Below are 20,628 nucleotides of genomic sequence, written 5' to 3' on the forward strand. Positions count from 1 at the left end.
GGGGAGGGCTCAGGCGCCCGGGTAGTCGCCCGGGGCGAACAGCGACGCGGCGTTGGTGGGGAAGTCCGCGTCGAGCAGCCCTTGGTCCTTCGCGAAGCGGGCCATCGCGTCGAGGCTGGGCTCGTTGACCGAGACGCCGTACGGGACGGGGTCGGCGCCGATCGCGCGGCCCTGGCGGGCCAGGCGCGGCACCGCGGCCCAGTCGGGCCGCGCCGCGAGGTGCCGGCGCTTGCTCTCCGCGAATGCCGCGTACAGCTTGGTCGGCAGGTCGGGGTCGCGCTCCACGAGCTCGGAACGCACCGAGATCAGCGAGTGCAGCGGATAGATCCCGGTCCGCAAGTAGTGGTCCACCGCGAGCGTGCCCGCCTCGGGGAACAGCGGGTACGGCCCGTCGTCACCGGTGGGCTCCGGTTCCGCCGAGGCCGCCCACCCGGCCCGCGGCGCACCGGCCCGTCCGGTGCCCGCGTTGCCGGTCAGCGCCGCGTCGATCTCCCCGGCACGCAGCAGCTCGCCCAGCGAACGGCCGTCGGTGACCCGCTCGACGTTGGCCGGGACGCGGCCCTCGATGTGGTCGTCGTCGTCCACGACCCACGTGATCCTGTCGATGTCGACGCCGTACTCCTCGCGCAGCACACCGCGCACCCACACACCGGTGCTCACCGAATAGGCCCGCACACCGACGCGCCGGCCCTCCAGGTCGCGGGGCACGCGGATGCCGGAGTTGGCCGCGCACTGCACGTCACCGTGGTGGAAGCGCCGGTTCAGGAACACCGGCACCGCGGTGAGCGGGATGCCCTCCTGGCGCGCCATCAGATAGGAGACCGGGGCGAGTTCGCACACGTCGAACTCCAGGTCCCGGATCATCCGCCGGTACGCGCCGATGACCGGCTTGACCTCCACCGGCTCGACTCGGTAACCGTCCATCTCGACGTCGCCGTCGAGCAGCGCCTGTCCGTGCGGGTAGTCACCGAAGACCGTCGTGATCTTTTCCATTGCCGTCCTTCTCCAAGTTCAGGTGTTCGTGCGGTGGTTCGCGTGGTGTCAGCCGCCCAGGCGCTCCGGCGACACACCAAGGGCCGCACAGGTCCGCTCGACGAGCTCGTCGTAGTCGACCGCCCGCTCGATCACGCCCTGCTCCAGCGCGTACGCGGCGGCCTTGGTGAACGCGCCGCGCAGCGCGGCGAATCCGACGGGGTGCAGGGGCACGGGGCCCTGATCGGCCTGCGCGGTGAGTGCCGAGCGCATCGCGTCGTACGCGGCGAGGATCGCGGCGGCGTGCTCGGCCGCGGCCGTCTCGGAGACCCCGACGACATGGTTGACCGGGATGAACCCCTGCTCGCGCGACCACCGTTCGGCGACCTTGTACGCGTCGTCGACGGCGGTGCGGATGCGGTCGTCCTGGGGGAGGCCGTTGCCCATGATCCCGAAGTCGAGGCGGCCTTCGAGGAAGTCCGCCTGCAGCTTGGCCCCCTCCGGGGCCCGGGTCACCCAGGACGGGTCGTCGGCGCCGTCGACATGACTGCCCTCGTACGTCGTCCAGTTGGCCTTGCGCAGGTCGACGCCGTACTGCTCGCTGAGGAAGCCGCGCATCCACACACCGGTGGTCTGGCTCCAGGATCGGACGCCGACGCTGTGCCCCTCGACGTCGGCCACGGACAGCTTGCCGAGTGTCACCAGTGTCTGGTGCTGGTGGCGGCCCAGGGTGGTGACAGGCAACAGCAGTACCGGCTTGCCGTGGGCGACGGCCTGCAGCACGGTCACGATCGCCACTTCGCACAGGTCCGCGGCCGAATCGTTGACGAAGCCGCGGGAGGCCTTGTGCACGGGGCTGATGTCGAGCCGCTCGGGCTCGCCGCCTGCTTCGCGCACTGCCGAGCTCGCGGCCGCCGCGAGGTCGTCACGGCCGAGCACCAACTTCATGTCTGACTCCTTCGTATGTGCGGGGAGGGCGCGTGGTGCCTCTCGTGGTGTTGGCGCAGCAGATCGGCGCCGTAGTCACCGCCGTTGGGGGTGCGGACGATGGTGTGGATGTGCCGGCGCGACGGGTAGTCATTGCCGAAGATCACCCCGGGCATGTGCTCGAACTCGACGAGGATCACGGGGCTGTGCATGCGGTAGTAGAAGGTGCCGTCGGGGTCGCCGGCCCAGGCGAAGTGGGTGTCGCCCTCGTGGGCAAGGACCTCCTCCATGCGCACCCGCGCGTGGTGGTCGCCGGCCCGGTTCACGTACAGGCCGAGGAGCTGGAGCGCGGTACTGCGCTGGCCGGGGGACATCCCGCTGAACGGCAGGCCGTGGTAGTCGAGTTCGAAGTTGTCGCGGAAGGCGCCGACGAACAGGTCGGTCGGCAAGCTGTCCGCGATGACGGCGCGCTCGCGCTGCCGGGCGTCGAGGTCGGTGAACAGCTCGTGGCCGAGGGCCTCTTCGCGTCTGAAGGCGACCGTCCCGGCGTACTTGCCCGACCCGGCGATCACCGGCTCGGCTCCCAGGAAGGAGGGTGTGAGGACCATCTGGTCCCCTACGAAGACGCAGTTGACGTTGACGTGGTGGCCGTCGAGCTGCCATCCCCAGGGGCCGCCGTTCTCGGGCTCCCCGTAGACGGAGAACCAGTACAGCCACTCGTTGAGCCCGTGGGTGTTGTCGCTCAACTCCCCGATGGTCAGGTTGAGATGCATCAGGTCGACCATCTGCCCGTAGCCGTCCGCGCTGAGGCTCTCCCGGATGACGGACATGGCCGACTGGCGCTGAGTGTCGTCGAGTTCCTCCAGACACAGGCCGTGGCGCAGGAAGTAGCGTGCGCCGTTGTTCCAGTGCCGCCAGCTCACGTCGTCCACGGGGAAGCGGCCATCGGCGAGCTGCTTCTGTGTCAGACCCGCCAGGTAGTCCTCGGCGGCCTTGTACACCTTGCGGACGTCGGCGCCGGTGCTGCGCAGCGGGAAGAGCCCCGGCTGGATGCCGGCCGACGTGCCCACGCCGCGGAAGGGTTCGTTCGCGGCCTTCACCCGCCAGGCGACCTTTTCGAGCAGATCCGGTGTCCAGACGTCGGGCTTGCGCGTCGGTGCGTTTCCGCGCTGTCGCAGTGCCACCATCGCCACTCCTCCTCTCGATGTTTGTCGACGGGTGCGCCGACCGGCGGCGCACCCGGTGCGGTCGTCTCCTCACTGATCGAGGAAGGCCGCCTTCTCCTCGATGGCCGCTACGTCCACGGGCTCGCCGATGAGTCCCTGTTCCAGGGCGTACTGGCCGGCGATCTCCAGGCAGGCGGCGAGCGACTCGCTCCAGCCGGCCTGCACCGCGCGCCCGGCCGGTGAGTCGTCGCGTTCCTTGGCGGTCGACGTGATGGCCTCCTTCAGCGCCCGGTACACCGCGCGTACGTCGTCCTGCCGCGTGCGCAGCACGTCGTCGCGCACCACCAACAGGTGGTTGGCCGGGATCGTCCCGTGCCGATCGATCCACGCCTGACCGGCGGCCTCCGCGTCCTTGACCAGCGGGACAAGCCCCTTGCCCTGCCCGCCGATCGCCTTCGGGCCGAGCACCGCCGCGGACACGTCCCCTGCGCGCAGCAGGTCCGCGACCCGCTCGCTGTCGGACCGCTCCACGTACGCCGGGTTGGTGTACTGCGAGACATGGACGTCCTCGGTGGTCACCCAGGTGACGTCGGAGGACTTCACGCCGTACTCCTCCTGCAGCCAGCCGCGCACCCACAGGCCGGTGGTCTGGCCGTACGAGCGCACCCCCACCCGTCGGCCGACGAGCTCGCGGGGGTCGAGGTCAGAGCTGTCGGGGAGCCTGGTCAGTGAACGGTGGTGGGTGCTGCCCACCAGGACCACCGGCAGCAGGGTGACCGGGACACCGACGTCGCGCGCCTGGAGGTAGGTGGCCATCGGCATCTCGCAGATGTCGTAGGCCAGTTCTCGCACCATCCGCGCGAAGGCCGGCGGCAGCGGGCTGAACTCCGGGTAGAGGCAGTCCACCCCGTCGACGGGGGCGGTGCCGTCCTTCAGCGGACGGGTGTGCGGGTGATTGCCGAGAACGACACTCAGGGGTGCCTCGGGGGAAGGTGTCTCGCTCATGCCGCTCACACGTCCTCTCCGTACTGGATGCGGCGGTACGGGGTGCTCAGCACCTCGCGGGTGATGCGCACGTCGATGACGGTGGGCCGGGGTTCACGCACGTACGCGGCCAGCGCCTCTCGCAGTTCCCGCGCCGTGCGGACGGTGGCCCCGCCGCCGCCCAACGTCTGTGCTACCGCGCCGAGTTCGGGTGTGGAGATGGTCGCGAGGTCCGGGTCGAGACCCTTCGCCTTCGCCTTGTGGTACTCGGCGCCGAGGCCCTGGTCGTTCATCACGACGACCAGGAGCGGGATGTCGTAGCGGCACGCCGTCTCGAACTCGGACAGGTGCATGATGAAGCTGGCGTCGCCCTCGACCACGAAGCCGGGCCTGTTGCCCTTGGCGATCATCTGCCCGATGGCGATCAGCGGGGCCTGGCCGATGGCGCCGAACATGCCGTAGTTGGAGAGCACGTCACGGGAGCGCTGGAAGAGCATGGTGCCGAAGTCGGTCTGGTGGCCGCTGCCCAGGACCAGCCCCATCTCGGCGGGGAGCTCGTGGTCGAGGATCCAGATCGCCTCGCGCGGGTCGAGCCGGCCGGGTTCCTGAACGTACTCCGGCTGCTGGATCCGGGCGGTGAGGTGCTCGCGGACCTGGTCGGTGTGGAAGCCCTCGTGCCGGACGGAGCGCTCCTGGAGCGCCCGGGTCAGTTCGCCGAGGGCGCTGACCGCGTCGGCCTGGAGGTAGCAGTCCGCCCGTTTGCCGTTGCCCATGACCAGGTGCGGGGCCGTGTCGATCTGGATGTACTTGGCCTCGGGGTAGAGGTAGCCGCTCTCGATGGTGTAGTGGTTCAGGCTGGCCCCCACCGCGATCACGCAGTCGGCCTCCTGGAGCAGCTCCATCGACGCCTTGTCGCCGAACAGGCCCGACAGACCGACATGGAAGTCGGTGCGGTCGCACAGCCAGTTCTTCGCCTGCAGCGTGGTGGCCAGCAGGGCGCCGGTCTGTTCCTGGAGGGCGAGGAGCTCTTCGCCGGAGTTCGCCCTGCGGGCACCCCGCCCGGCGATGATCACGACGTGCTTGGCGTCCTGGATCAGGTCACAGGCGGCCGCCAGGCGGTCCGGGTCGGGCAGCAGCCTGGACTTCTCGATCAGGTCGGTGGACGGGACGTAGTCCTCGTCGTAGTCGTCGAGTTCGGCCACCTGGACGTCGAACGGCGCGCTGATCATGACCGGCCTGGACTCGGTCCTGGCCAGGTAGAAGGCCTGCCGCACCGCCTCCTGGGCGTTCTCGGGCCGGGCGACGTGGATGAACTCGCACTCGACGGCGGCGGCGAAGCGGCGCTGGTCGAGGTACTGGGTGGCGCCCTCGTCGCCCAGCGGGGTCTCACCGCAGAAGGCGACCAGCGGGGTGCCCGCCCGGCTTGCGCAGAGCATCGAGGTGGCCAGCTGCGAGACGCCGGGGCCGCTGGTCGTGGTGACCACTCCCGGCCGACCCGCGCCGCGGGCCCAGCCGTCCGCCATGCCGAGGCCGGATCCCTCGTGACGCACTTCGTACAGATTGACGCCGCGGTCGGCGAGGGCGGCCATCCAGTGCATGTTGGCGTCGCCCATCATGCCGAAGACATCGCTGGTGCCTTCCTTGACGAACGCCTCGGCGAGTGCCTCGTAGACCTTCACTTCTGGTGCTCCTTCGCATGGGCCGCGGCGGTCGCCCGGGCCTTCAGTACGCCGTCGAGCCGGGAGAAGACACGCAGCGCGTTGCCCCCGTAGACCGCCTGCCGGTCGGCATCGGTCATGTCGATGGCGTCGAGGGTGTACTTGGTGTCGTCGAACCGGCGGCCCGTCTCCGGGTCCACGCTGCGGACGGCGCCGATCATCTCCGAGGCGAACAGCACGTTGCGCGCGGGAATGATGTCGAGCAGCAGCTCCAGGCCGCGCTTGTGGTAGACGCAGGTGTCGAAGTAGACGTTGCCGAGGACCGACTCCTCCAGCGGCGGCCGGCCGCGGTCCTGCATCATGCCCCGGTACCGGCCCCAGTGGTACGGGACGGCTCCGCCGCCGTGCGGCAGGATCAGCTTCAGCGTCGGGAAGTCCTTGAACAGGTCCGACTCGCACAGCTGCATGAACGCCGCGGTGTCACCGGCGAGGTAGTGGGCGCAGGTGCCCTGCATGGCAGGGTTCCTCGACATCGCGACGTGGACCATCGCGGGAACGTCGAGCTCCACCATCTTCTCGTAGAGCGGGTAGTAGACGCGGTCCGTCAGCGGAGGCGCCTGGTAGTACCCGTCCGACGGGTCCGGGTTGAGGAGGCAGCCGATGAAGCCCAACTCCTCGACACAGCGCTCCAGTTCGGCCGCGGAGTTCTGGATGGAGGCGGCGAGAGCGTCGCCCGGAGACTGAGGCAGCTGGCACACGCCCACGAACCGCTCGGGGAACAGGCCGCACACCCGGGAGATCAGGTCGTTGCTGACCCGCGACCAGTCGAGGCTGGTGCGCTCGTCGCCGTAGTGGTGGGCCATCTTGCCCGCGCCCGGCGAGAACACGGTCAGGTCGGTGCCGCGCTCGAGCTGCAGCTTCAGCTGCCCGTTCTCGATGGCGCCGCGTATCTCGTCGTCGGTGATGTGCAGTTGGTCGGGGGAGACCCTGGCGCCCGATTCCTCGAAGGCCCGGATCTGTTTCTCGCGCCACTTGCCGAGCGCCGGGGGCGCCGTGGTGAAGTGGCCATGACTGTCGATGATCATGTGTTGCTCCGAAACTCGCGTGCGGTGGTCGGCGGAGGGTGTGGAGTCACCTCACTCCCGGCCGGTCAGCTCCCGGGCCCGCTGCAGGCCGGGGTAGGTGCGCACGGGCGCCGACATCAGGAAGCGGTAGCCGTCGTCGAGCACCTGCTTGACGTTGTCGGCCGTGACATGCGGATGCCCGACCGGAACCCCGCGCTCGGCGCAGATGTCGAGGATCCGCCGCTTGCACTCCAGGACCTTCGGGTGCTCGTACTGGCGGGGGAAGCCCAGCTCCTGGCTCATGTCGCCCTCGCCGATGAGGATCAGCCCGATCCCCGGTACCTGGTCGAGCATGTCCGGCAGGTTCTCGATGCCCTGCTGGTCCTCGATCATGAGCCCCACGAGGAGCTCCCCGTCCGGAGCGAGCGGCCACACATCGGCCCGCGCGTAGTACTCGATGTTCGAGATGCCCCAGTAGCGCGTCGCCGCGTGCGGGCCGTCACCGCGCAGCCCGGCCGGCTCGTACAGCGGGGCGTCGGGCAGTCGCGGGTAGCGGCAGGCGGCGACCGCGTTGCGGGCCTCCTCCACCGTGGAGATGTGCGGCCAGACGATGCCGAACGCGCCCAGGTCCAGGGCCTGTTTGGCGTGCCACTGGGCCTTCTCCGCGCCGTTGGCGGGGATGCGCACGATCGGAGTGACGGGCGGTGCGAGGCTGTCCGCCTCGAAGATGTGCCGCCTGCTCAGCAGGTACTGGAAGCTGTCCTTGAGGGCGTTGATGTCCCAGGGCTTGTGCTCCATCTCGAAGACCACGGCGTCGTAGTCCGAGGTGCTCAGCTCGGTCGCCGCGGTCGGGTCGGCCGCGGAGAAGGTCGCGAAGACGTGCTGTCCCGCGTCCAGCGCGCCGATCACCTTGTTGAGCCTGGACGTTGTCATCGCCGACCTCCCTGGCGGAGTGCTTCACCGGTTGTGTTCTCGATGCGCCGCGTGGGCTGCGGTTGCTGCCCGTGGCGCCTGGCACGGCGTCCCGTCCACCACGCCCGGAGCCGGGCGAACAGGCCTCGCGGGCGCGGAGCCCGGGCCGGCGAGGACGGCGTCGACGGAGTTCCGGCCTCGACGGTCGAAGGTGTCTCGGCGGGCCCGGCACATGTCTCGACGAGCCGCTCGGTGAACTCCTTCGTCATCCGCGAGACCACCGCCCCGGCGCCCGACTCGATCAACTTGGCCAGCTTGCCGTTGAGTTTGATCTCGCCGTCGCAGAACACCTGGGCGCTGTCGGGGGTGTCGGCCCCGACGACGCGGAAGGTGGCCTCGGCACTGAACCGTGTGGCGCCCTGGCCGTCCGCCCCGCGGGCCGTGAGCCGGCCCTCGTGGGTGGACTCGTCGAGCTCCAGAGAGACGCGGGCGGCGAACTTGACGCGGATGCCACCGAATCTGATGGCCAGGGTTCCGTCGAAGGAACCGTCGTCGTGCGAAGGGCCGAGTTCGGCGCCGCCGACGCAGGACACGACGGCCTTGGGGTCGGAGATGACCTCCCAGACGCGGTCGGGCGGACTTGGTACGGCGATCTCTTCCGTGATCGATATCAAAGCAGTGACCTCACTCGGCGGCAGGTGTGACAGGCATGGGGGTGCCGTGGAAGGACGGCATGACGGCACAACTGCCGTGCTGGTTGGGCGATGTGGGGCGTGGACGGCCGTGTGGCGGTGGTACGGCGGCGGTGCTACGCGGCGGCTTCCTGCTCGGCCGCGAACAGGCCCCAGAGATGGTTGTAGAGCTCGGAGAACTCGGGTGACTCGACGAGGGAGCCGATCTGGCGCGGCCGCTCGAAGGGGACCTGGATGACACGGCGGATGGTGCCGGGGCCCTGGGACATCACGATGACCTCGTCGGCCAGGTAGAGAGCTTCGTTGAGGTCATGTGTCACGAAGATCAGGGTCCCGTTCTGCTCCTGCCAGATGTTGAGCAGCTCCTGCTGGAGCCGGAGCCGGGTGATGGCGTCGAGCGGCCCGAACGGCTCGTCCATCAGCACGATGGACGGGTTGTAGATCAGCGCCCGCGCGATCGCGCAGCGCTTTTGCATGCCGCCCGACAGCTCCCGCGGGAAGTGGTCCTCGAAGCCGGTCAGGCCGACGAGCTCGACCCACTCGGCGATGCGCGCCTCGCGTTCGTCCTTGGGCACCTTGCGGAACTTGAGGGCCAGGCCGATGTTGGCCCGGACACTCAGCCAGGGCAGCAGGTGCGACTGCTGAGTCACGTACGCCGCATCGGAGTTGACCGTGGTGACGGGCTCGCCGGCGTAGTGAAGCCGTCCTTGCGTGGGTGTGAGCAGTCCGGCGGCCAGGTTGAGGATGGTGCTCTTGCCGCAGCCGCTGGGGCCGATCACGGCGACGACCTTGCCGCGATCGACCTTGAACGACACGTCCTCGATCGCCGGCCGGTGCGTACCGGGGAACTGCAGGGTCACGCCCTCGAGACGGAGTGCCTCGGGGTGGAGATTGCGCTGTGTGGTCGACATGTCTGTCTCCTCGGCCTCCTCCTCGCGGAGGACTGAAGCGGGGCCGTGCGCTCGCGCCTGTGGCGGCGGTGTCATGGGTGGACTCAATCGGCGGTGACACTCTGCGTCACTCGGATTGTCCAACAACTTTCAACGGGAACGTAGCACCGTCGTGGGGGTGGCACAAGAAGTCGCAAGGAAATGGGGTGCATTCACAGGAAGCCCAAGGGTTCACCAGGGGGAACTGTTCGACAAAATGGCCGCGGGGGGGTGGGTGGGTTCAGCGGCGTGTGCGGCCGCCCAGCGAGCGCGGCAGCACGGCCAGGCCGACACCCACCGCGGCGAGCCCACCGGCGAGCAGGGCCCAGCGGGCACCCCAGGACGCCCCGATGGCGCCGACGGCGGGAGCGCCGATGACGGAACCGCCCAGCCAGCCGATGGACCACACCGACAGCACACGTCCGCGCATGCGCGGCGCGGCCGCCAGCTGCATCAGGGTCTTGGCCGACGAGTTGAAGGTGATCGAGGCGGAGCCGACGAACACGAGAAGGACCAGGGCCACGGGCAGTGTCGGTGCCAGTGCCGCCGCACAGATCACGGCTCCCCACAGAACCGCCGACACCGACAGGGACCGGGTGTCGATCCGGCGCCGGCGCATGGCCAGCAGCCCGCCGGCCACCCCGCCCAGGCTCATCACCGCCATCGCCGTCCCGTAGCCGACCGGGCCCGCGCGGAACACCGAAGTGGTCAGCAACGGCAGGCTCACCGGAAACTCCCAGGTGAGGATGCCGGTCACGTACACCATCACCATGGGGTACAGCAGTTCCGGTGTGCGTCGGATGTGGGCGAGCCCCGCGCGGATCTGCCCCGCCCCGCGGTCCTCGGGTTCCGCCGGATGCATCTCACCCGGCCGCAGTCCGAGCAGGCTCAGGATGACGGCAAGGAACGAAAGGGTGTCCAGGGCGAAGCACGGGGCGGCGCCAAGCGTCGCCAGTACGGATCCGGCGATGCCGGGGCCCGCCAGCTTGGCCGTGTTGATGAACGTCGAGTTGATCGCGATGGCATTGGCCAGATGGTCCGCGTCGACGAGTTCACCGATCAGCTTCTGGCGTGCGGGGTTGTCGAAGACGTTCGTCAGTCCGAGCGCGAGCATGACCAGGACGAGCAGCGGCAGCGTGACCCGATGGGTCCAGGCCAGCACGGTCAGCAGGGCGGCCAGGACGCCGAAGCAGATCTGGGTGATCAGCAGCAGCCGGCGGGTGTTGTGCCGGTCGACCACGAGACCGCCCCAGACACCGAGCAGCAGGACCGGCAGATACCGGGCCCCGGTCACGATGCCGAGCATCGTCCCGCTGTGGGTGAGTTCCAGGGTCAGCCAGCCGATGGCGATGTTCTGCATCCAGTTGCCGACCACCGAGGTGAACTGTCCGATCGAGAACAGCCGGTAGTTCCGGATGCGCAGCGAGGCGAAGGTGCCCGGACGGCCGGCGGCCGGTGTCACCTCGGTCAACCGATGTCCGTGCCCAGCGACTTCTCCCCCTTGGGGAAGAAGGAGGTCAGGCGGTTGTACTCGTCGAGCGTCGCGGTCGGGTACCACGTGAGCCCGGCCTTGCAGATCGCCGCGAGGACCGGGGTGGCGTCCGGGTTCGAGCAGTCCGTCTTCGCCGGGATCCGTGAGTTGTACGTCTTCGCGAGGGCCTGCTGCGCCGTGTCGGAAGAGAGGAACGAGGTCAACAGAGCGGCGGCAGCCGGGTGTTCGGCGCCCTTGGGGACGTACAGGTACGACTCGTTGGCGTTGGTGGGGGAGAGCGGTGCCACCTCGACGGGCGCGCCCTTCTTCTTCGCCTCCAGCACGAGGTTGATGAGGCTGGTGCCGATGCTCACCTCGCCCGACTCGACGGGTGCCTCGGTCTGCGTGGTGTTCGGTGCGTAGTGCGGTTTCTGGGCGGCGAACTTCTTCGCCCACTCAAGTGCCTTCGTCTGGCCCAGGTCCGGGTCCAGGTCCCAGGCGGTCAGGAACGAGGCACGTGACTCGGCCGACACCTTGCCGCCGGACCAGCGCGGGTCGAGCAGGTCGTCCCAGGTCCTCGGCACGTCGGCCGGCTTGACCTTGTCGGTGTTGTACGCCCACACCTTCGGGACCGCCCAGATGTAGACGAGCCCCTTGTCGAGGATGTTCTCCTTGCCGATGCCGTACCGCGACCAGTCGATGTCGTCGGCCATGTCGGCGGACGGGCCGACGGTGAGTCCGCCGGCGTTGGCCACGTCGACCGAGACCTTCCCCGCGGCCTGCTCCATCCTGAGCTGGCTGACCTGGTCGGGGGCCTTGGTGTTGGTGTACTTGACCTTGATGCCGGGGTACTTCTTCTCGAACAGGTCGATCGCGGGCTGCATCTGCGCCTGCGGCTTGGGCGCCGACCACTCGACCTCGCCCTCCCGCCCGGCCTGCTTCACCAGCGCGGTCATCGACTTCGGGAGATCAGCGCCCTCCACCTTCGCGCCGCAGCCGGTCATGCAGGCCGCGGCGACCAGGACGGTGCCCGCGGCGAAGGTGCGGCGCCGGCGATGTCCACGCATCCCTGGCGGCCTCATCGGGTGACCGCGGACGCGTTGAAGACGCGGGCGGCATTGCCACCCAGTACCTTCGCGAGCTCGTCCGGTGCCATCCAGGACAAGTGGCCCTCGATCCAGTCGCGCAGCTCTCGCAGAGTGCCCTCGGACGCCGGGAAGTTCGACCCCCACATGAGACGGTCGGTGCCGAAGGCGGCGGCGAGACGGCGCAGCACCTCGGGCACGTCGACCTCCGGGTCGCCGCCCAGGCGGTTCAGGGCCGGGGGCGTGATCTTGAGATGGACGCCGGGGAACCGCGCGAGCTGCCCGAGTTCGGCGAGCCGCGGATAGTCGGCCCCGCCACTGGCGTCGGGCCGCCCGGCGTGGTCGAGCAGCACGGTCAACGTCGGACGGGTGTCGAGGACCTGGGCGAGCTTGCCGGCGTCCTTGGAGTGCATCTGGACGCACACCGGCACACCGCGGCTCTCCACGTAGTCCCATACGGCGCCCATGCGTTCGTCCGAGATCCCGGAGCCCGGTGTGGGTACCTTCGTGGTGCCGTCGGACACCCGGATGCGGACGCCGCTGAATCCGCGCTCCTCGATCCAGTGCTGGAGGTCCGGCACCGCCGAGTCGGACAGGAAGTCGACCGCGCACACCCCCACCAGACGGTCGGGGTGCCTGGCCAGGGCGTCGGCAGCGTACCGGTTGTCGAAACCGTAGACCGTCGACGCGTGGACGAGGGCGGCGCGTTCCACGCCTGCCTCGTCGAGGTGACGGATCAGGCCGGAGACATCAACGGGGCGGGACTGCGACCACTGCGACCGTGTTCCGCCGAGCGGTGCCACCGGGTAGGCGTCCGTGTCGCTCGACATGGCATGGGTGTGGGTGTCGAAATAGTGCATCAATGCTCCTCAGCGGGTGCGGAAGTGTGCCGCGCGGGGCGGGTCAGACCCGGCCCACGTGGCGGTCGAAGTCGGCGGAGCGGGCCCCCATGACCACGGCGGAGACATCTCCCCGGCGCAGCGCGTCCACCAGTTTCACGGTGGTGCGCTCCACGTTGGGTGGCTCGGGCGCGCCGTCGACATGTGCGCCCTCCGTGGTCACCCATGTCACGTCCTCGGACCGCACACCGTAGGTGTCTCTGAGCACGCCCCGTACCCACAGGCCTGTCGTCTGACTGTAGGCCCGCACACCTACGCGCTTTCCGCGCAGGTCCTGGGGTCGCAGCCGGCCCTCGCCGCCCCATACGGAGATCGAGCGGTGGTGGAAGTTGCCGTGCAGCACCACGGGCAGGGCGGCGATCGGCACACCGGCCTCGACCGCCTGCAGCAGGGTGGCGACGGCCAGTTCGGAGACGTCGTAGCGCTGCTCGCGGACCATCGGAGCGAACGCCCGGTGGATCGGTTCGACCTCGGGGAGGTCGAGTGTGCAGCCCGGGATCCGGACGGTGCCGTCCAGCAGTGGCTCGGTGTGCGGGTAGCGGCGCAGTGCCACGGTCAGGCGGGTCATCGGGCGTGCTGACCGGGGCTGCGCCGAGGCCTGAAGTCTCGTGGGTGACAGTGGAGTTGACTCCTCATGCTGGTTCCCCTCGTCGAGCTTGTTTGTTGCACAATGCTGGGAAGCTAACAGCGGTTTTGGTCGCTGGACAAGGCTGCCGGATGAGAATCGTCAAACAATCCGTGGCATCCGGTGATGTCGGGCCGTGTCATGTGTGCGAGTGCTCGCGTGGGTGGGACCGGCGGTGGTCGCGGACGGCCGAGGTGACACCTGCACCGCCTCATTGTCTAACAATGAGGCGGGTTTGGTACCTGGTGAGGGGCCTCGGGCTCGCTCCGAAGGTGGGTGCAAAGGCCGAGCGTGCGGGATTTTGCTGTGGCAGGGTTCACGGCGCGCGGAGCCGGTGCTACGGTCCATTTTGTTTAACAAAGCGCTTGAGCCGCGTGTGGCTGTCTGGCCAGTCTCCCCAGCGCCGTTCCCCGCCCTGTCCCGGGCGTGGCCTTTCGGTGGCGTTCGTCGCACACCCCGGACGCCGACGAGGTGAGTCGCCCTCGGCGCACTCGGCCGCAACGAATCCAAGCCCCCCCCCGAGCGGCGGGCTGCTCAGTGCGCACAACGACAGGTGCCCAGCGGGACGTTGGGTGCCCACCCCTGAGGAGGGGATGACGATGAGCCACCACGGGAAGGGCCGGGTGGCGGCCGTGGCGCTCACGCTGCTGCTGACGGCCGCCGCGACCGGCTGCGGGACCACGGCCGAGAGTGCCGAACTCCCCTCGTCGAGGGCTGCCCTGGTCAAGCAGGCCAAGCAGGAGGGCGAGGTCGAGTGGGCCTCGTGGAATCCAGAAGCGCAGATGCAGCCCGCCATCGAGCTGTTCGAGAAGCGGTACCCCGGCATCAAGGTCAAGTACACCAATATCAAGGCGCCTGACCAGGTGAGCCGGCTCAGACTGGAGCAGGCCGCCAAGAAGGTGTCCATCGACGTGGCGAACGCCGGCGGACTCACCATGACTCCCGCGGTCGGACTCGCCGGCGACGTCGACTGGACGAAGTACGGCATCGACGCGAAGAACGTCTTCGCCAAGAACTTCGTCTACGTGTGGGCCACCCCCAAGGTGTGGGCGTACAACACCGAGAAGGTCAAACCCTCCGACGTGCCGAAGAGTTGGGACGACCTGCTGGACCCACGGTGGTCCGGCGGCGAGATCTCGGCCGAGTCACGCGCCTCGTTCATGTCCGTGTGGGACCTCGACGACTCGATGGGGGAGAAGAAGGCGCTCGCCTGGTCCCAGAAGTTCGCGGCGCTGAAGCCGCACTACTCGCCGAACGTCACCCAGGCCGAATCGCCCATCGAGACGGGCGAGGTGAGCATCGGCACCAGCCTGGCCAGCCTCGTGCTCGCCGCGAAGAGCAAGGGCGCCCCCGTCGCCATCGCCCCCATCTCGCCGACCAGCGCCAGTGAGTCGTACCTCTACGTCCCGAAGGGAGCCCCGCACCCGGCCGCCGCGGCGCTCCTCACCTCGTTCCTGTCGTCCGACGCGGCCCAGAAACTGCTCGCGAAGAGCTACAACTCCCGGATTCCGGTGAACACCGACTGCTCGGACCCGGGCGACACCGCCGTCCTTCAGGCGCTGTGCAAGGCGGACTTGAAGTGGTACGGCACCACGACCCTCCAGAAGTACAACAAGCTCTCCGAGTTCTATCCGAAGGTGGAGAAGGAATTCGGGACAGATGTGGGCTAGGTGCATGATCACGTCCAGAATCGGAGGTCCGCGATGGCCCTGAAAACCGAAGAAGTACCAGATACGCCGCCTGCGGAAGCTCCCACGGGCCCGGAGGTCCGTCCCGAATCACGAGCCGCGAAGGTGTCATCGGCAGCGGGCATGCTGCTGAACCTGGCCATGGTCGTCCTGGTGGGATATCTCGTCCTGTTCCCCCTGGCGATCCTGATCTACAGCAGCCTGAAACCGTCCACCATCGACCTCCCCTTCGAGGTCCCCGGCTTTTCGCTCGACAATTACCAGTACGTCTTCGAGTCCAGCCGACTCGGGTCGGTGACACTCAACACCGTTCTGTACGTGGTCGGTTCACTCCTCGTCGCCCTGGTGCTCAGCCTGTCGCTCGCCTACCTCTTCGAGCGCACGGACATTCCTGGTCGCCGCTTCCTGAGCCCGCTGGCGCTGGCACCGATGGCGGTTCCGGTCACCGTGATGGCGATCGCCTGGGCGCTGGTGGCCAACCCGGCCAACGGCCCACTGGCCATCATCATCCGCAAACTCATCGGTGTGCAGATCGACATCTATTCCATACCGGGGATGATCCTGGTGATGGGCATCTTCGGGGTGCCCAGTATGTACCTGATGATCGCGCCGGCCTTCGCACGCCTCAACCCCGAGCTTGAAGAGGCCGCCGCCGCTGTGGGTGCGCCCCTGCGGCGCCGACTGCGCCTGATCGTGCTGCCGCTCGTGGCCCCGGCCGTGTCGGCCGCCGGGATTCTGCTCATCGTGGTGGCGCTCGAAGGCTTCGCGATTCCGGCGCTCCTCGGACTGCCGGACAAGATCTTCGTGTTCAGCAGTCTCATCCAGTACTCGCTGCAGCCGCCCGGCGGCATCCCCAACTACGGCCAGGCGTGTACGTACGGTGTTCTCATCCTCGCCGTGTCGCTCGTGCTGCTCTTCGTGTACCGGCGGCGCGTGCGCGACACACACCGCTTCCGCGTCGTGGTCGGCAAGGGATACCGGCAGACCCGCGTCGGACTCGGGCGCTGGCGGATCCCGGTGTTCGTCCTCGTGTGCGTCTACATGTTCATCGGTATCGTGCTGCCCATCCTGGCGCTGCTGTGGACGAGCTTCTCGCCGTACACCCGACCCATCACCTGGTCGGGATTCGAGTCGATGACCTTCGCCAACTACAGCCATCTGCTGGACATCCCTGACATCGGGAAGATCCTTCTGAACACGGCAGAGGTGGTACTGGTCACCGCGACGGTCACCACGGCGATGTCGGTGTGGATCGCGGTTGCGGCCGCGCGACGCCAATTCCCCGGCAGCACCCTGCTGTTCGAGACGCAGTTCGCGGTCTTCGGCATCCCCAGCGTCGTCCTCGGCGCCGCCGTCCTCTTCCTCTACCTGTTCGTGCCCATCCCCATCTACGGCACCGTATGGATCATCGTCGTGGCACTCGTGACCCGATTCCTCCCCCGGGGATCGCGCATGGTGCAGACGGCACTGTTGCAGCTGGACGACGGACTGATCGAAGCGGCCCGTGTCACCGGAGCGAGCCCGTTCACCGTGACACGGACCGTGCTGCTGCCGCTGCTGCGGCCGACACTGTGGAAGACCTGGCTGTGGGTCTTCGCGCACGCTCTGGGTGAGCTCCCGATCGCGCTGCTGCTGACCAGTTCGGACAACCGCACCCTGGTGGTCGTCCTGTGGGACACGTTCACCTCCAGCGTCGACAACCCGACGGCGAGCGCACTGGCCGTGGTGCTCGTAGTGATCTCGACCGCGGCCGTGTGGCTGGTCAACAGGCGCAGCACGGTGAAGGAGGCATGAGAGAGATGGTGGAAACGATGAACGACAACCCCGTGAACTCGATCGTCATCACGGAGCTGTGCAAGTCCTACGAGCGGGCCTCCGGCGGCGAGACCAGCTACGCGGTCGACGGTGTCTCCTTCGACGTTCCGAAGGGCCAGTTCGTCACCCTGCTCGGCCCCAGCGGCTGCGGCAAGACCACAACACTGCGGTGTGTGGCGGGACTTGAGCGGGCCACCGGCGGCCGCATCGAGATGGCCGGCCAGGTCGTGTTCGACGTACCGCAGAAGCGCGACGTCCGCCCCGAGGACCGGCCGATCGCGATGGTGCCGCAGTCCTACGGCATCTGGCCGCACATGACCGTCCTCGACAACGCGGCCTTCCCGATGCGCCACGGCCGCAACCGCCGCCGCGGCCAGGACATCCGCAAGCGGGCCATGGACATGCTGGACCAGGTGGGTCTCGCCCCCATGGCGGACCGCTGGGCGACCCAGTTGAGCGGAGGACAGCAGCAGCGCCTCGCCTTCGCCCGCGCCCTGCTCGGCGACCCCGAGGTGCTGCTGCTCGACGAGCCGCTGTCGAACCTCGACGCGAAACTGCGCTCCAAGCTCCGCCAGGAACTGCGCTCCTTCCAGGAGCAGTTCGGCGTCACCGCGCTGTACGTGACCCATGACCAGGGCGAGGCCCTGGCGCTCTCGGACACGGTGGTCGTGATGAACCAGGGGCACGTCGAGCAGATCGACCGCCCGGAACGTCTCTACGACCACCCCAGCTCGTCCTTCGTCGCCGATTTCATCGGCAGCGCCAACCTGCTCCCCGTACAGGACGTGTCACCGCGCTCCGAGGGAGGTGTCATCGCCAAGACCGAGGTCGGCCCGGTGCTGTGCCTGCGCTCGTCCGGCGACGGGGACCGCCGTACGGGCAGCGGGGGATTCGCGTGCGTGCGACCGGAGAACATCGAGGTGCGGGCCACCGCCGGGGGAGAGGCGCCGGCGCTCGGGGACGACGAGTTCCTCGCCAGGGTGGAGTCCTCGGAGTTCCTCGGGGACCGACTCGAACTCGTCGTACGCGCCGCGGATGTGTCGATCACCGCATTCGCACGAGCCGGACTCGGCAGTCGTCCCGGCGACGACGTCGTGATCCGGTTCGACCCCAACGCGACGAGCTACCTGGCGAGTTGACCGCCCCTTGCCGGCGGGCACCGAGGTGGCGCGCGGTGCCCGCCGGGGAGGCCGGGAGTATCAGCGGGAGGCGGACGCCGATGACTCGGTCGACGTCTCGATGTGCAGTTGCAGCGCACGCCGGGCCGCCGACAGATGGTGTCGCATCGCCGCCGAGGCGGCCTCCGGGTTGCGGGTGACGATCGTGGCGAGGATCGCCTCGTGCTCCCGCACCGAGTCGGTGCGTGGGTTCTTGCGCTCCGCGTCGCGGTACTGCTGCATGACGAGCGGGTACAGCAGGCTGTCGACGAACCGCGAGAGCGTGGCCTGCCGCGCAGCCTGCCGAATCTGTTCGTGGAACCTGCGATTGAGCTTCCAGTACTCCTCGCGCCCGCCCGGCACCTGGTGCTCCCACATCCGCTTGCAGGTCTCGGTCATGGCGGCGATGTCGTCGTCGGTGGCCCGCAGGGCGGCACTCGCCGCCAGCGCGGACTCCAGGACCTCGCGGGTCTCCAGGATCTCGAGCGCCTCCTCCACGGAGAACGAGCGGGTGCGCGCGCTGCGATGTGCCTCGGCGGTGACGTACCCCTCCTGCGCGAGCCGCGCGAGCACCGAACGCAGCGTGCCTCGGGAGACGCCGAGGCGTGCCGTGAGATCGGATTCGGTGAGTCGTGAGTCCGGTTTGTAGTGACCGGACATGAGCAGCGCACGCAGGTCGTTGTACGCCTGCAGGGACCGGCTGGCACCCGAATCCGAACCGCTCTCGTTGCCCGGGTCCGTACCCGCAGCTAGTGCCATGGTGGTGTCCTCCAGGGTGGCCCGTATTCAGGCACACATATTGATGGCCGAGTCCTGGTTGAAGTTGTACAACAGCATGAGCGGTCCGGTCGAACCCCGGACACGAAAGCGGTCCGACCGTTCGCCGAATATTTCGCCCCTGGGGCCCTGCGTGCCGACCGTGAATCCTGATGATTGTTGCACAATTCTGGTTCGGACCTCCTGGGGGACGCGGCGTTCAACGGGGGGAGGCGTCAGCTCAAGGCGCAGCTTGTTTCGGCACTCGGTGTGTCCGGCGTTGCTTTCCTGTGACCACAGAGGCCGGATACCTGGCGCTACGCCCCTGTCCCCATGCATCGAGCGCGGTGTCCGGGACGGGATGGCCGAACGTGATTGCGCAATGGTCAGTGCGCAGAGGCAGAAGAGCGACTCCGGTGGGATCCGTGCGCCGAAGCAGGAGCGCAGTCAGCGATCCTTCGACCTCGTGCTCGACACGACGCTCGAGCGAGAGGCCGCCATGGCGCTGGACCGGCGGGCGTTCTCGTGGTGGGACGAGAGGTCGGGTGACTGGCGGATCCGCCCGGGGCGCCGGGACATCCGGGTCGCCCGCGGGTCGACGGCGTGCTGGAGCCGGGGGAGTAGGCGCGTTCCGGGCGACGCGCGGCATGTCCCTCATGGCCGTGGGTCGCTGCTGGGTGCTGAGCCGCAGTAGGACGCCGAACTCATCGGCGTCCTACTGCGTGTCCACGGACCGGCTGCACATCCTCGACGGCTGGGCGTTCGGGCTGCCGCCCCGGCGGTGATCGGGGTACTCGGCGGACACACTTCGCCACGAGGCCGGGAACGGCCTCTCATTCGGTGGGTGGCCTGGTGGTGTCGCGTACGACGAGCTTGGGGTCGATGACCGCCTCTCTGGGGTCGAGCGCCTCGTTCTCCAGGCGTTCCACGGCGAAGCGGACCGCCTGTTCGGCCATGAGGACGGCGTCCTGGCGGACCGTGGTCAGTGCGACGGGCATGAGGTGCGAGAGGTGGCTGTCGTCGTAGCCGATGACGGACACGTCACCGGGTACGTCGATGCCGGCGCGGCCGAAAGCCATCAACAGGCCCATCGCGCAACGGTCGTTGGAGGCGAAGACCGCTGTCGGCAGCGGCACGCCCGTCTTGTGTTCCGCCACCAGGAGGCGGCCCGCCTCGATTCCGGCTTCCTCGGTGTGGCTGCCGGGCATCACGCGCGTCTCAGAGTCGAGCCCGTGTCGGCGCATCGCGGCGCGGTACGCGCGGCGGCGCTCCGCCGAGCCGGGGTCGCGGCCGCCGTCGATGTGGACGATGCGGCGGTGGCCGAGTTCGACGAGGTGGTCCATGGCCTGTCGCACGCCCTTGTTGTCGGCGGTGCAGACGTTGTCGAGGCGTGCGTCGCGCACCCGGCGGCCCACGGAGACGGCGACCGTGCGCCGGCCGAGCGCCTCCAGCTGGTCCTGTCCCGCGTTCGGCCCGAGCAGGATCACGGCTTCGCAGCGGTGGGCGAGCAGCGCCTCGACCGCCTGCGCCTCCTCACGGCCCGGCGCGGTGGCGGAGAGCAGCACCTCGTAGCCGAGCCGCTCGGCCTCCGGGTAGATGCCCTCGACGAGGTCGGCCTGGAACGGCTGGTGGACGGTGAACAGGACCCCGAGGGTGCGGCTGCGGCCGCGGGCCAGGAGTCGCGCCGCGTTGTCGGGCCGGTATCCGATCTCCTCGGCGACCCGCAGAACACGGTCGCGGGTGTCCTGACCTGCGCCGGGCTGGTTACGGAAGACGATCGAAACCAGTGCCCGCGACACCCCGGCCTTCTCGGCGACGTCCGCCATCG

Annotated in this window: 20 protein-coding genes; 5 read left to right on the forward strand and 15 right to left on the reverse strand. The window is 68.8% G+C overall.

Going from position 1 to position 20,628, the window contains the following annotated elements; translation table 11 throughout:
- Positions 1-9: 9 nt before the first annotated feature.
- The 13 genes from RBJ65_RS27640 to RBJ65_RS27700 form a co-directional block, all read right to left on the reverse strand.
- Positions 10-993 carry an ABC transporter substrate-binding protein gene (locus tag RBJ65_RS27640; protein WP_306322149.1) on the reverse strand — a complete coding sequence of 328 codons (984 nt, stop codon included), beginning with the start codon at positions 991-993 and terminating at the stop codon, positions 10-12.
- 48 nt (positions 994-1,041) lie between these two features.
- Positions 1,042-1,920, reverse strand: coding sequence for a hypothetical protein (locus tag RBJ65_RS27645; RefSeq protein WP_306322148.1), 879 nt, complete (start codon positions 1,918-1,920; stop codon positions 1,042-1,044).
- Positions 1,917-3,086, reverse strand: coding sequence for a DUF3500 domain-containing protein (locus RBJ65_RS27650; RefSeq protein ID WP_306322147.1), 1,170 nt, complete (start codon positions 3,084-3,086; stop codon positions 1,917-1,919). Before RBJ65_RS27650 ends, RBJ65_RS27645 begins: the two co-directional genes overlap by 4 nt.
- 69 nt (positions 3,087-3,155) lie before the next feature.
- Positions 3,156-4,070 carry a hypothetical protein gene (locus RBJ65_RS27655; RefSeq protein WP_306322146.1) on the reverse strand — a complete coding sequence of 305 codons (915 nt, stop codon included), beginning with the start codon at positions 4,068-4,070 and terminating at the stop codon, positions 3,156-3,158.
- Positions 4,071-4,075: 5 nt separating this feature from the next.
- Positions 4,076-5,728 (reverse strand): thiamine pyrophosphate-binding protein, encoded by a 1,653-nt coding sequence (locus RBJ65_RS27660; protein WP_306322145.1) that lies wholly within the window; start codon positions 5,726-5,728, stop codon positions 4,076-4,078.
- Positions 5,725-6,792: an amidohydrolase family protein gene (locus RBJ65_RS27665; protein WP_306322144.1), complete on the reverse strand. Its 1,068-nt coding sequence runs from the start codon at positions 6,790-6,792 to the stop codon at positions 5,725-5,727. Before RBJ65_RS27665 ends, RBJ65_RS27660 begins: the two co-directional genes overlap by 4 nt.
- A gap of 51 nt (positions 6,793-6,843) precedes the next feature.
- A complete protein-coding gene (locus RBJ65_RS27670; protein ID WP_306322143.1) occupies positions 6,844-7,704 on the reverse strand; it encodes an HpcH/HpaI aldolase/citrate lyase family protein in 861 nt (286 codons plus the stop codon).
- Positions 7,701-8,357 (reverse strand): SRPBCC family protein, encoded by a 657-nt coding sequence (locus RBJ65_RS27675; protein ID WP_306322142.1) that lies wholly within the window; start codon positions 8,355-8,357, stop codon positions 7,701-7,703. Before RBJ65_RS27675 ends, RBJ65_RS27670 begins: the two co-directional genes overlap by 4 nt.
- 134 nt (positions 8,358-8,491) lie before the next feature.
- Positions 8,492-9,286 (reverse strand): ABC transporter ATP-binding protein, encoded by a 795-nt coding sequence (locus tag RBJ65_RS27680; protein ID WP_306322141.1) that lies wholly within the window; start codon positions 9,284-9,286, stop codon positions 8,492-8,494.
- A gap of 259 nt (positions 9,287-9,545) precedes the next feature.
- Positions 9,546-10,766: an MFS transporter gene (locus RBJ65_RS27685; RefSeq protein WP_306322170.1), complete on the reverse strand. Its 1,221-nt coding sequence runs from the start codon at positions 10,764-10,766 to the stop codon at positions 9,546-9,548.
- A gap of 5 nt (positions 10,767-10,771) precedes the next feature.
- Positions 10,772-11,842 carry an ABC transporter substrate-binding protein gene (locus RBJ65_RS27690; protein WP_306322140.1) on the reverse strand — a complete coding sequence of 357 codons (1,071 nt, stop codon included), beginning with the start codon at positions 11,840-11,842 and terminating at the stop codon, positions 10,772-10,774.
- Between the two features lie 11 nt (positions 11,843-11,853).
- A complete protein-coding gene (locus RBJ65_RS27695; protein ID WP_306322139.1) occupies positions 11,854-12,720 on the reverse strand; it encodes an amidohydrolase in 867 nt (288 codons plus the stop codon).
- 43 nt (positions 12,721-12,763) lie between these two features.
- Positions 12,764-13,327 (reverse strand): hypothetical protein, encoded by a 564-nt coding sequence (locus RBJ65_RS27700; RefSeq protein WP_306322138.1) that lies wholly within the window; start codon positions 13,325-13,327, stop codon positions 12,764-12,766.
- 656 nt (positions 13,328-13,983) lie between these two features.
- Here RBJ65_RS27700 and RBJ65_RS27705 point away from each other — a divergent pair.
- The 3 genes from RBJ65_RS27705 (at position 13,984) to RBJ65_RS27715 (ending at position 18,026) form a co-directional block, all read left to right on the forward strand.
- Positions 13,984-15,054 (forward strand): ABC transporter substrate-binding protein, encoded by a 1,071-nt coding sequence (locus RBJ65_RS27705; protein ID WP_306322137.1) that lies wholly within the window; start codon positions 13,984-13,986, stop codon positions 15,052-15,054.
- A 123-nt stretch (positions 15,055-15,177) separates the two neighbouring features.
- Positions 15,178-16,866 (forward strand): iron ABC transporter permease, encoded by a 1,689-nt coding sequence (locus tag RBJ65_RS27710; RefSeq protein WP_306322136.1) that lies wholly within the window; start codon positions 15,178-15,180, stop codon positions 16,864-16,866.
- Between the two features lie 5 nt (positions 16,867-16,871).
- Positions 16,872-18,026, forward strand: a complete 1,155-nt coding sequence (locus RBJ65_RS27715) for an ABC transporter ATP-binding protein (protein ID WP_306322135.1) — start codon at positions 16,872-16,874, stop codon at positions 18,024-18,026.
- A 60-nt stretch (positions 18,027-18,086) separates the two neighbouring features.
- On the opposite strand, the gene RBJ65_RS27720 is transcribed toward RBJ65_RS27715, so the two are convergent.
- The gene (locus RBJ65_RS27720) at positions 18,087-18,803 is read right to left on the reverse strand and encodes a GntR family transcriptional regulator (protein WP_306322134.1); all 717 of its coding nucleotides are present in this window, start codon (positions 18,801-18,803) and stop codon (positions 18,087-18,089) included.
- Between the two features lie 496 nt (positions 18,804-19,299).
- Between RBJ65_RS27720 and RBJ65_RS42170 the strand changes: the two genes are divergently transcribed.
- Together RBJ65_RS42170 and RBJ65_RS27725 are read left to right on the forward strand one after the other, a co-directional pair.
- Positions 19,300-19,494, forward strand: a complete 195-nt coding sequence (locus RBJ65_RS42170; RefSeq protein ID WP_372342333.1) for a fibronectin type III-like domain-contianing protein — start codon at positions 19,300-19,302, stop codon at positions 19,492-19,494.
- Positions 19,457-19,585: a hypothetical protein gene (locus tag RBJ65_RS27725; protein ID WP_306322133.1), complete on the forward strand. Its 129-nt coding sequence runs from the start codon at positions 19,457-19,459 to the stop codon at positions 19,583-19,585. Before RBJ65_RS42170 ends, RBJ65_RS27725 begins: the two co-directional genes overlap by 38 nt.
- Positions 19,586-19,633: 48 nt before the next feature.
- On the opposite strand, the gene RBJ65_RS27730 is transcribed toward RBJ65_RS27725, so the two are convergent.
- Entirely contained in the window at positions 19,634-20,626 is a 993-nt protein-coding gene (locus RBJ65_RS27730) for a LacI family DNA-binding transcriptional regulator (protein ID WP_306322169.1), read from the reverse strand.
- Positions 20,627-20,628 lie beyond the last annotated feature (2 nt).

The sequence above is a fragment of the Streptomyces sp. KL109B genome (assembly GCF_030766935.1).
Lineage (GTDB): Bacteria > Actinomycetota > Actinomycetes > Streptomycetales > Streptomycetaceae > Streptomyces.

Coding starts and splice junctions, on each gene's coding strand:
- RBJ65_RS27640 (WP_306322149.1), bottom strand. CDS start 993: ATGGAAAAGATCACGACGGTCTTCGGTGACTACCCGCACGGACAGGCG.
- RBJ65_RS27645 (WP_306322148.1), bottom strand. CDS start 1,920: ATGAAGTTGGTGCTCGGCCGTGACGACCTCGCGGCGGCCGCGAGCTCG.
- RBJ65_RS27650 (WP_306322147.1), bottom strand. CDS start 3,086: ATGGTGGCACTGCGACAGCGCGGAAACGCACCGACGCGCAAGCCCGAC.
- RBJ65_RS27655 (WP_306322146.1), bottom strand. CDS start 4,070: ATGAGCGAGACACCTTCCCCCGAGGCACCCCTGAGTGTCGTTCTCGGC.
- RBJ65_RS27665 (WP_306322144.1), bottom strand. CDS start 6,792: ATGATCATCGACAGTCATGGCCACTTCACCACGGCGCCCCCGGCGCTC.
- RBJ65_RS27670 (WP_306322143.1), bottom strand. CDS start 7,704: ATGACAACGTCCAGGCTCAACAAGGTGATCGGCGCGCTGGACGCGGGA.
- RBJ65_RS27680 (WP_306322141.1), bottom strand. CDS start 9,286: ATGTCGACCACACAGCGCAATCTCCACCCCGAGGCACTCCGTCTCGAG.
- RBJ65_RS27690 (WP_306322140.1), bottom strand. CDS start 11,842: ATGCGTGGACATCGCCGGCGCCGCACCTTCGCCGCGGGCACCGTCCTG.
- RBJ65_RS27695 (WP_306322139.1), bottom strand. CDS start 12,720: ATGCACTATTTCGACACCCACACCCATGCCATGTCGAGCGACACGGAC.
- RBJ65_RS27700 (WP_306322138.1), bottom strand. CDS start 13,327: ATGACCCGCCTGACCGTGGCACTGCGCCGCTACCCGCACACCGAGCCA.
- RBJ65_RS27705 (WP_306322137.1), top strand. CDS start 13,984: ATGAGCCACCACGGGAAGGGCCGGGTGGCGGCCGTGGCGCTCACGCTG.
- RBJ65_RS27715 (WP_306322135.1), top strand. CDS start 16,872: ATGGTGGAAACGATGAACGACAACCCCGTGAACTCGATCGTCATCACG.
- RBJ65_RS27720 (WP_306322134.1), bottom strand. CDS start 18,803: ATGGCACTAGCTGCGGGTACGGACCCGGGCAACGAGAGCGGTTCGGAT.
- RBJ65_RS42170 (WP_372342333.1), top strand. CDS start 19,300: ATGGCGCTGGACCGGCGGGCGTTCTCGTGGTGGGACGAGAGGTCGGGT.
- RBJ65_RS27725 (WP_306322133.1), top strand. CDS start 19,457: ATGGCCGTGGGTCGCTGCTGGGTGCTGAGCCGCAGTAGGACGCCGAAC.
- RBJ65_RS27730 (WP_306322169.1), bottom strand. CDS start 20,626: ATGGCGGACGTCGCCGAGAAGGCCGGGGTGTCGCGGGCACTGGTTTCG.